The sequence below is a fragment of the Rhodococcus sp. LB1 genome (assembly GCF_001583455.1).
Lineage (GTDB): Bacteria > Actinomycetota > Actinomycetes > Mycobacteriales > Mycobacteriaceae > Rhodococcus_F > Rhodococcus_F opacus.
This window is the reverse complement of the sequence record NZ_LTCZ01000166.1, coordinates 1-6,806: the sequence shown is the minus strand read 5'-3', so window position 1 is coordinate 6,806 and position 6,806 is coordinate 1. Positions and strand designations below refer to the sequence as shown.

Below are 6,806 nucleotides of genomic sequence, written 5' to 3'. Positions count from 1 at the left end.
ACGACCCTCGTACACCACCCCCAAGGACTTGACCCAAGCAGATACGCCCTTCCGGGCGATAGAGGTCTGTGTTGCGAGCCCCGCCCGACTCGATGGCACCTCACCTTCAAGCCTCCGGCGGCAGCGGGAAATAGTGCTCGGCCCGCGTAGCTTGTTCGAGGCGCGATCGGCCGTCGCCGGAAGTGCGATGGCATTCCCGGCGACGTTCCGGTGCTTGCAGCGTCAGGACTCGGTGGCCCTTGATCTGTTGAGGGCTTCGCTATTTCGACTCACCGATCGGAGAGGCCGGCAAACGCTTCAGTGGCCGTCGAGCCAATGGATGAGGAAGCGCTGGAGGTCAGTGCCAGGTCCTTCAATGCCAGGATCTGCGTCAGTGCCGTTCTCAGCGTCTGTTCGGGTGCGTCTGCAACGTGGTGCGAGCGCCAGGCTACGTGCCGGTCGGGGCGGACCAGCAGTGCACCGTCATCGTCTATTTCGCGGAGGTCTGTCCACGTTCCGAGCACGTCGTTGTAGTCAGTTCGAAGGCCGATGCGAAGTACAGGCAGCTCGACACCAAGCTCTGCGCTGAGCACATTTGCCGCGTCCTCCCAAGCCTGCCCGTCAACGCCGACGATGAGACTGAAACGGGAGTGACCGACCAGGTCAAGCGTGGAGACGCGGGTGCGATCATGCTCTATCCAGGCATGGGGGAGGTAAGCCCCGGGCCGTGTCGTCGGTTCGTAGTAGAGCTCTGGATCACGCTTCGGTTCCGGGGCGGGAGTGCCGTCGCTGATGATGGCATCGGATTTGTAGCGTTGGCCCAGTTCGACGCCGAGCGCGTTGGCACGGAATGTCTGAAGATGAATAGCCTCTTTGAGGTCTTTGCGCCTCTCACGGCCGCGGTCGGTGTTGCCGAAAATCTCGTTCATGACCTCCGACGCTTCGTCGGCGGCCTGTCCTTCTTCGAGACCGAGCGCCTCGATGTAGGCCGAGCCGTCCCTCCAACTCTGAATGGCTCTGCTCACCACCTGCGCACCGATCGGCTGACGTTCCGCAGAGTAGCTGTCGAGGAGTCCTCGACCCGCTTTACCTTCCAGAACCCACGCGATCTTCCAGCCCAGATTGTACGCATCCTGAACCGAAGTGTTCGTGCCGAGGCCTCCGTAGGGCGGGTGGCGGTGACCCGCGTCGCCTGCGAGGAACACGCGGCCGTTCTGGTAGTTCGTTGCTACTACATTGTTGACCTGCCACTTTGTGACGTCCTTCAGCTCGATCGCGATCTCGGGATCACCGATGGCGCGTCGGGCGTTCTCCACGATCAAGTCCTCGGTGGGCAGTTCGTCGTCTTCCCAGGGGAACACGAACATCCATTCATCCCAGGGGCGCACGTTGTTGATGTTGCCGGGTCCCGATGCGCCGAACAATCCGGGCACCGACAGCGTGTAGATAACTCCCGGCCGGTGCTCGACGTACTTCGTGAGGTCCACGCCCAGCCAGCACGTGGCCATTCCCTTGAGTCCGGCTTGTCCGGTGAATTCGAAGCCGAGTTGCTCGGCGACGGAAGAGCGGGCCCCGTCGGCCGCAATCAGGTACTGTGCACGGACGACGTACTCCTCCCCCGTTTCTCGATCGCGGAGGCTGGCCGTGACGAGATCAGCGGTTTGCTCCACGTGCGCGAGTTCCTGCGAGTACCGCACGTCCGCGCCTTGTTCCCGGGCCGCCTCGAGCAGGACCGGCTCCATCCTGTGTTGTGGGCAGTTGATCGGCTCCAGCGGGCCTGCCGCAGCGTAATCCGACAGCCTCTCTTCGGATGTCCCGTAGCTCTTGAACCGGCCGAGTTCCGGACCAGCCATCGTGGTGGCGAACACGTTGTTGTGCAGCCAGGACAGGGGATAGCCTGCGTCCCTGACCTTGTCTTCCACTCCAAGATCGCGGAATACCTCCATCGTCCGCTTGTTCGTGATGTGTGCTCTGGGAGTGGGAGCAGGCCCTGGGTAGCGCGAAATGGTGATGGCGTTTACCCCCTGAGTGGCCAGGCTGAGTGCCGCCGTTAGTCCAGTGGGGCCAGCGCCCACGACTAGGACATCGGTCTCAATGGTACGGATGGTCATTGCGTATCAACTCCAGGTCATCGTCAGAATGCATACCGCTGAAAGGGTTGCGCTTCGCATTCAAGCGGATGGCCTCCCAGAAAATCACCCTGTGATTTCCACTACATGGGACTGGGTAGGAATTCCGGTGGGTGGAACAGCCCATGGTGTTCCGTTCGATAGTGACTGACACCATACTGCTATCCGCGGTGAGCATCGCCCATACGGGCAGGCACGAGAACTGCTTGCCACTCCCGATGCCTGCCTGGCCCCGCTTGGTTGTTCTCAAACAGGAGTGACCCTATGGCGCATACATACAAGAACATACATACAAGGACATACACAGGGTCGGTACCGATTGCCCCTACCACGTGGCGCTAGCGGGATGCAGAGGAATGCTGCAGCAGAATGTCTGCGGCACAACTCTAGGGCAATGGAACGTGACTGAACTGAGCGAAGAACGCGTAAGGAGAAGTATGGAAACCATCACGCAAGCGACGGCAGTAGCCGAGCGTGGCCTGCACGAGAGCGAACAGATGAGGGCTGCGATCTACCGTGAGGCAGGAGAGCCCTTCACGATCGACATCGTCGGACGGCCCAAACCTGGACCAACAGATGTCCTCATTCAGCTTCAGGCCTGCAGTTTCATCCCGAACCTGGTTGCCATGCTGGACCCCCCGCAGCCCCTGATCGCCCCTGCCCGGCCGTCCAGCTACGGACTCGATCCTGTCGGCGTGATCACCGCGAAAGGCGCGTCTGTCTACGGCTTCGACGTCGGTGACCGTGTTTATGTAAACCCGCACCGCTTCTGCCAAGAGTGCCATGCCTGCCGAAAGGGCCACACGGCTGCTTGCGAGTATTCGGCCTTCAACGGTTATTTCGGGGTGGGAAAAAAATCGGCGAAAATGTTGGCGGACTACCCTTACGGCGGATTCGCTGAGTACATGATCGCTCCGCAGTACACCTTGGTCAGGTTGCCCGAGAGTGTCTCGTCCGAAACCGCGACTCGATGGGGATACCTCGGCACGGGATATGCGGCGCTGAAGCGAGCCGGAGTAGGCATCGACACGACTGTCCTGATCAACGGCATTTCCGGGACCTTGGGCCTGGGAACTGCGTTGTTCGCACTCGCCCTCGGCGCTCCGAAGGTTTTCGGCGTAGGCCATGACATCGATCGACTCAACGACGTAAAAGCTATTGACCCGGAAAGGATCATGGTCGCTTCCGTTGACCAGGTCGACTCAGTCGAAGCATGGGTTCACTCAGAAACAGGCGGCGTTGGTGCAGATGTCGTAATTGATGCATTGCCTACAGGTGGCTCGCCCGAGGCCTATAAAGCGGGAGTCGATGCACTGGCACCCGGGGGAACGCACGTCAACATCGGAGGTGTCCTCGAAGCGATACCACTGAACGTGAACGCCATGATGCACAGCCAGCAGACCTTCACCGGATCCTTCTGGTTCACGACCGCACAGGGCGAAGAGATGACCAAGCTCGTCCGTCAAGGCCTGCTGGACCTCGACGTGTTCGACAACGTGTCCTTCGATCTCCATGACATCAACCAGGCACTCGAGACCGTCCAATCTGGCACCCACAACGGCGGCTTCACCAATTTAGTCATCACAATCCCTTAACCGACACGAGCCGTGTTCAGCTACGTGCGCCATCAATGGTGCATGTAAAGAAATTCTGAAGGGACATTATGCTTCGTAGAGTCGTAGCCGGTCAGCGCAACGGCAAGGGCGTCGTTATCTCCGACAACGAACCACCCCGGACCCATGAGTACAAGCACATTCCTGGCATGTCATGGTCGCTCATCTGGTCAACACCCCGCGATGTGAATATCGAACAGACGCTCACCGATGCCGAACCCGTCACCGAGGAAACCACAGTCTTTCCGGCCCCTGGCGAGACCCGCTTCCTCACCCTGACCATTCCGCCTGACACGTGGGCCGAGCGTGCTGGCTTCAACCCGGAAGCGGCCGGGACAGAAATTGCGGAACAAATGCCAGACATGGCCGATAGCTTCAGCACATACGGCAGCCCACTCCATCGTTCCGACTCGATCGACTACGCCATTGTTCTCGACGGCGAAGCCACCCTGGTACTCGAAGACGACGTGCGAGTTACCCTTCGGCAGCATGATGTCGTCGTCCAAGCCGGCACCGTTCACGGCTGGGTCAACGCCGGAGAACGGCCAGCCACTATTGCATTCGTGCTCACCGGAGCAGAACGCAAAAACCACTGACAACACCAGTTGCCGCCCCTCGACACGACACGGTCGACTTGCACAAGGACGAGGACATTCGGCCGGGTCACGCGGGGCCCAAGAAGTTGTCTTGCAACGCAAATGCTCTGGAAAAGTACCTTTTCGCGGTCCCGTCACGGCTCGGACCGGAGCGTGGCATGACGCAAAGGAACGAGCCGGAAGGCTCATCTGGGCTTAGTCCGTGCCATGAGAGATTAGAGGAACAAATATGACCGATCATCAAATGCGTGCTGCCGTCCTCAAGAGCTGTGACGAGGGCCCGAGTATCGAGACCGTGCCCACACCTCGACGGTCACCGGGCCAATGTCTTGTACGCGTCGAAGCGGCGGCTATAGAACGACTCGACCTGCTCGTTGCCTCTGGGCAATACCTCGAAGGCGTCCCACAGCTTCCCTACATCCCGGGAACCGAGGCCATCGGCACCGTAATCGAAGGCGACAAGTTTGCGCCGGGCACTCGGGTTCGGGTCGAACTGCACCTCCCCGGGTATGGCGTGGACGGCTGCTTCGCCGAGTATGTCGCTGTGTCAGAGGCGCTATCGGAGGAAGGAATGGGGGCAACAAGCCAAGTCGTGCCCATCGACTCGCCGCTCCCTCCCCCCGTCATTGCAGCTGCTGCCCCTGCCGGGCTGAGTGCCAAGCTGCTCCTCGAGCGAGTGGCCGCGCTCCGCGGCCCCATCGAGGGGGCGACAATCCTTGTGCTCGGAGCGACCGGAGCCGTGGGAGAGGTAATCGTTCAACTGTGCGCTCTGCAGGGAACAGGACGAGTGATTGCCGCAGGGCGCAATCGCGATCGATTGAAAGCCCTACTCGACCTCGGCGCAGACGCCGTCGTCGAGCTGGAAACCGAAACAAAGGAGGAGCTCTCACAACGATTCCGGGATGCAGCAGAACGGCCCATCGATGTCGTGCTGGACGCACTCTGGGGCGAACCAGCGGCGGCGGCCCTCGACGCGACCGGGCAGGGAGGGTTGTTCGTAAACTTCGGCACGTCGGCCGGAAGATTCTCAGAGATCTCGGGCGTCCCTCTTCGCTCCGAATATGTAACGATCGCCGGCTACGCAGGCACACGTGTCAGCCCGGAAGACCGGCGCCGGGCGGTGGACGAAACGCTGCGCGACGTCGAGGAGGGGCGATTGAAAATTACGTACGAAGAAGTGCCGCTTACGGATCTCCCCACAGCCTGGCACCGTCAGGCCCACTCGGCTGGCACAAAGCTTATTGTCGTTCCTAACAGCAGTGTCGCTGCGGTGACCGCGCACATTTGACCTCATGGGGAAGACCGGGACCACAGCGGGAAGTAGTCGAAGAGAATCAGCGCCCCGGGTCATTTTTCGGCAAAGAGTTAGGTCCTTATGGCGCCTGTGGACACACCGATGCCGACTGAGCTGATATCGCCGACCGGTCTGCCGGCACTCGGGCCCGAGTGGCGACAAATTGACTGGTCACCACGAGCGCGGCGTCGACGAGCCAGGAGTTAACCCGCTCGTGCCCCCTCACCGCTAACGATCGAACCGCGATCAAGGGGGCACAGCGGTGCCTGCAACTGACAGACCTTCCAATTGTCAGACCAGGACTTTCAGCCCTCTCCTCAGTGACAGAGGCTCGGCGGCATCGAAACGCAGTAGAGGGTACAGGCGCGAAACGGCCACCGACTCACAGTGGCTTTGCGCACCGGCGAGAGAGACATCATGACAGTCTTTGTAGCCGAACCTGTTTCGGATGGAGTACCCGATGGACCACACCGTCGAGCAAAGGCGACAGCCAGGCCCCCCTCACTCTCGGCTTGTGGGTGCCGATGCGCGACGGCACGATTCTCAGGGCCGATGTCTATCGGCCGCCGGCGGCTGCGGGGTTCGTACCCGGTACTGATCCTGCGCACTCCGTACGGCAGGACGGCACCGTTGAACGTTCTGTTCTTCGAAGCCCTGACCGCCGTGAAGCGTGGCTACATCGTCGTGCAGCAGGTCACTCGCGGCCGATTCGATTCCGACGGAGAGTGGCCCTGGGCCTACGAGCAGCAGGACGGGTACGACACCGTCGTATGGGCGACCAGCCTTCCCGGAAGCAACGGCAAGGTCGGCATGTTCGGCGGTAGCTATACCGGTCAAACTCAATGGGCTGCAGCTCTCGCGGGGCCGCCAGGCCTGGCGGCGATAGCACCGCAGATCACCTGGAGCGACCCAGCCGCTGGTCTCATGTTCCGCGGCGGTGCAATCGAATTGGGGCTCAACGCGTTTTGGACGCTCGCCCAGGCCTTGCCGCAGTTCCCCAAGGTCATCGACGACCCGGACGAGCTCCTCGCCGCGATGGCAACCACCATCGAGGATTAAGCCTGGATCCGTGGAGACTACGCCGGCCGTAACGGCGTGTGAATGACGAAAGCGCCTCCCGTAGTGAAACAATCAAGATTCTCACATCACAATTGTCCACATACGGAAAGGCGCTTTCAGTGCAATCATCGCACAC

Annotated in this window: 5 protein-coding genes; 4 read left to right on the top strand and 1 reads right to left on the bottom strand. The window is 60.8% G+C overall.

Going from position 1 to position 6,806, the window contains the following annotated elements; all coding sequences use genetic code 11:
• Positions 1-269: 269 nt before the first annotated feature.
• Positions 270-2,090 (bottom strand): FAD-dependent monooxygenase, encoded by a 1,821-nt coding sequence (locus AZG88_RS22510; protein ID WP_061699150.1) that lies wholly within the window; start codon positions 2,088-2,090, stop codon positions 270-272.
• A gap of 455 nt (positions 2,091-2,545) precedes the next feature.
• Here AZG88_RS22510 and AZG88_RS22505 point away from each other — a divergent pair, with 455 nt between their 5' ends.
• The 4 genes from AZG88_RS22505 to AZG88_RS22490 all read left to right on the top strand — a co-directional run bounded on the left by AZG88_RS22505 (position 2,546) and on the right by AZG88_RS22490 (position 6,670).
• A complete protein-coding gene (locus AZG88_RS22505; protein WP_197487904.1) occupies positions 2,546-3,703 on the top strand; it encodes an alcohol dehydrogenase catalytic domain-containing protein in 1,158 nt (385 codons plus the stop codon).
• Positions 3,704-3,870: 167 nt separating this feature from the next.
• Positions 3,871-4,317, top strand: coding sequence for a cupin domain-containing protein (locus tag AZG88_RS22500; RefSeq protein WP_197487903.1), 447 nt, complete (start codon positions 3,871-3,873; stop codon positions 4,315-4,317).
• 229 nt (positions 4,318-4,546) lie between these two features.
• A complete protein-coding gene (locus AZG88_RS22495) occupies positions 4,547-5,605 on the top strand; it encodes a quinone oxidoreductase family protein (RefSeq protein WP_061699146.1) in 1,059 nt (352 codons plus the stop codon).
• A 558-nt stretch (positions 5,606-6,163) separates the two neighbouring features.
• Positions 6,164-6,670, top strand: a complete 507-nt coding sequence (locus tag AZG88_RS22490; RefSeq protein WP_061699144.1) for a CocE/NonD family hydrolase — start codon at positions 6,164-6,166, stop codon at positions 6,668-6,670.
• Positions 6,671-6,806: the final 136 nt, after the last annotated feature.

Excerpts from the sequence above, each read along its gene's own strand:
- AZG88_RS22510 (WP_061699150.1), bottom strand. The coding sequence starts at position 2,090 with ATGACCATCCGTACCATTGAGACCGATGTCCTAGTCGTGGGCGCTGGC.
- AZG88_RS22505 (WP_197487904.1), top strand. The coding sequence starts at position 2,546 with ATGGAAACCATCACGCAAGCGACGGCAGTAGCCGAGCGTGGCCTGCAC.
- AZG88_RS22500 (WP_197487903.1), top strand. The coding sequence starts at position 3,871 with ATGTCATGGTCGCTCATCTGGTCAACACCCCGCGATGTGAATATCGAA.
- AZG88_RS22495 (WP_061699146.1), top strand. The coding sequence starts at position 4,547 with ATGACCGATCATCAAATGCGTGCTGCCGTCCTCAAGAGCTGTGACGAG.
- AZG88_RS22490 (WP_061699144.1), top strand. The coding sequence starts at position 6,164 with ATGTCTATCGGCCGCCGGCGGCTGCGGGGTTCGTACCCGGTACTGATC.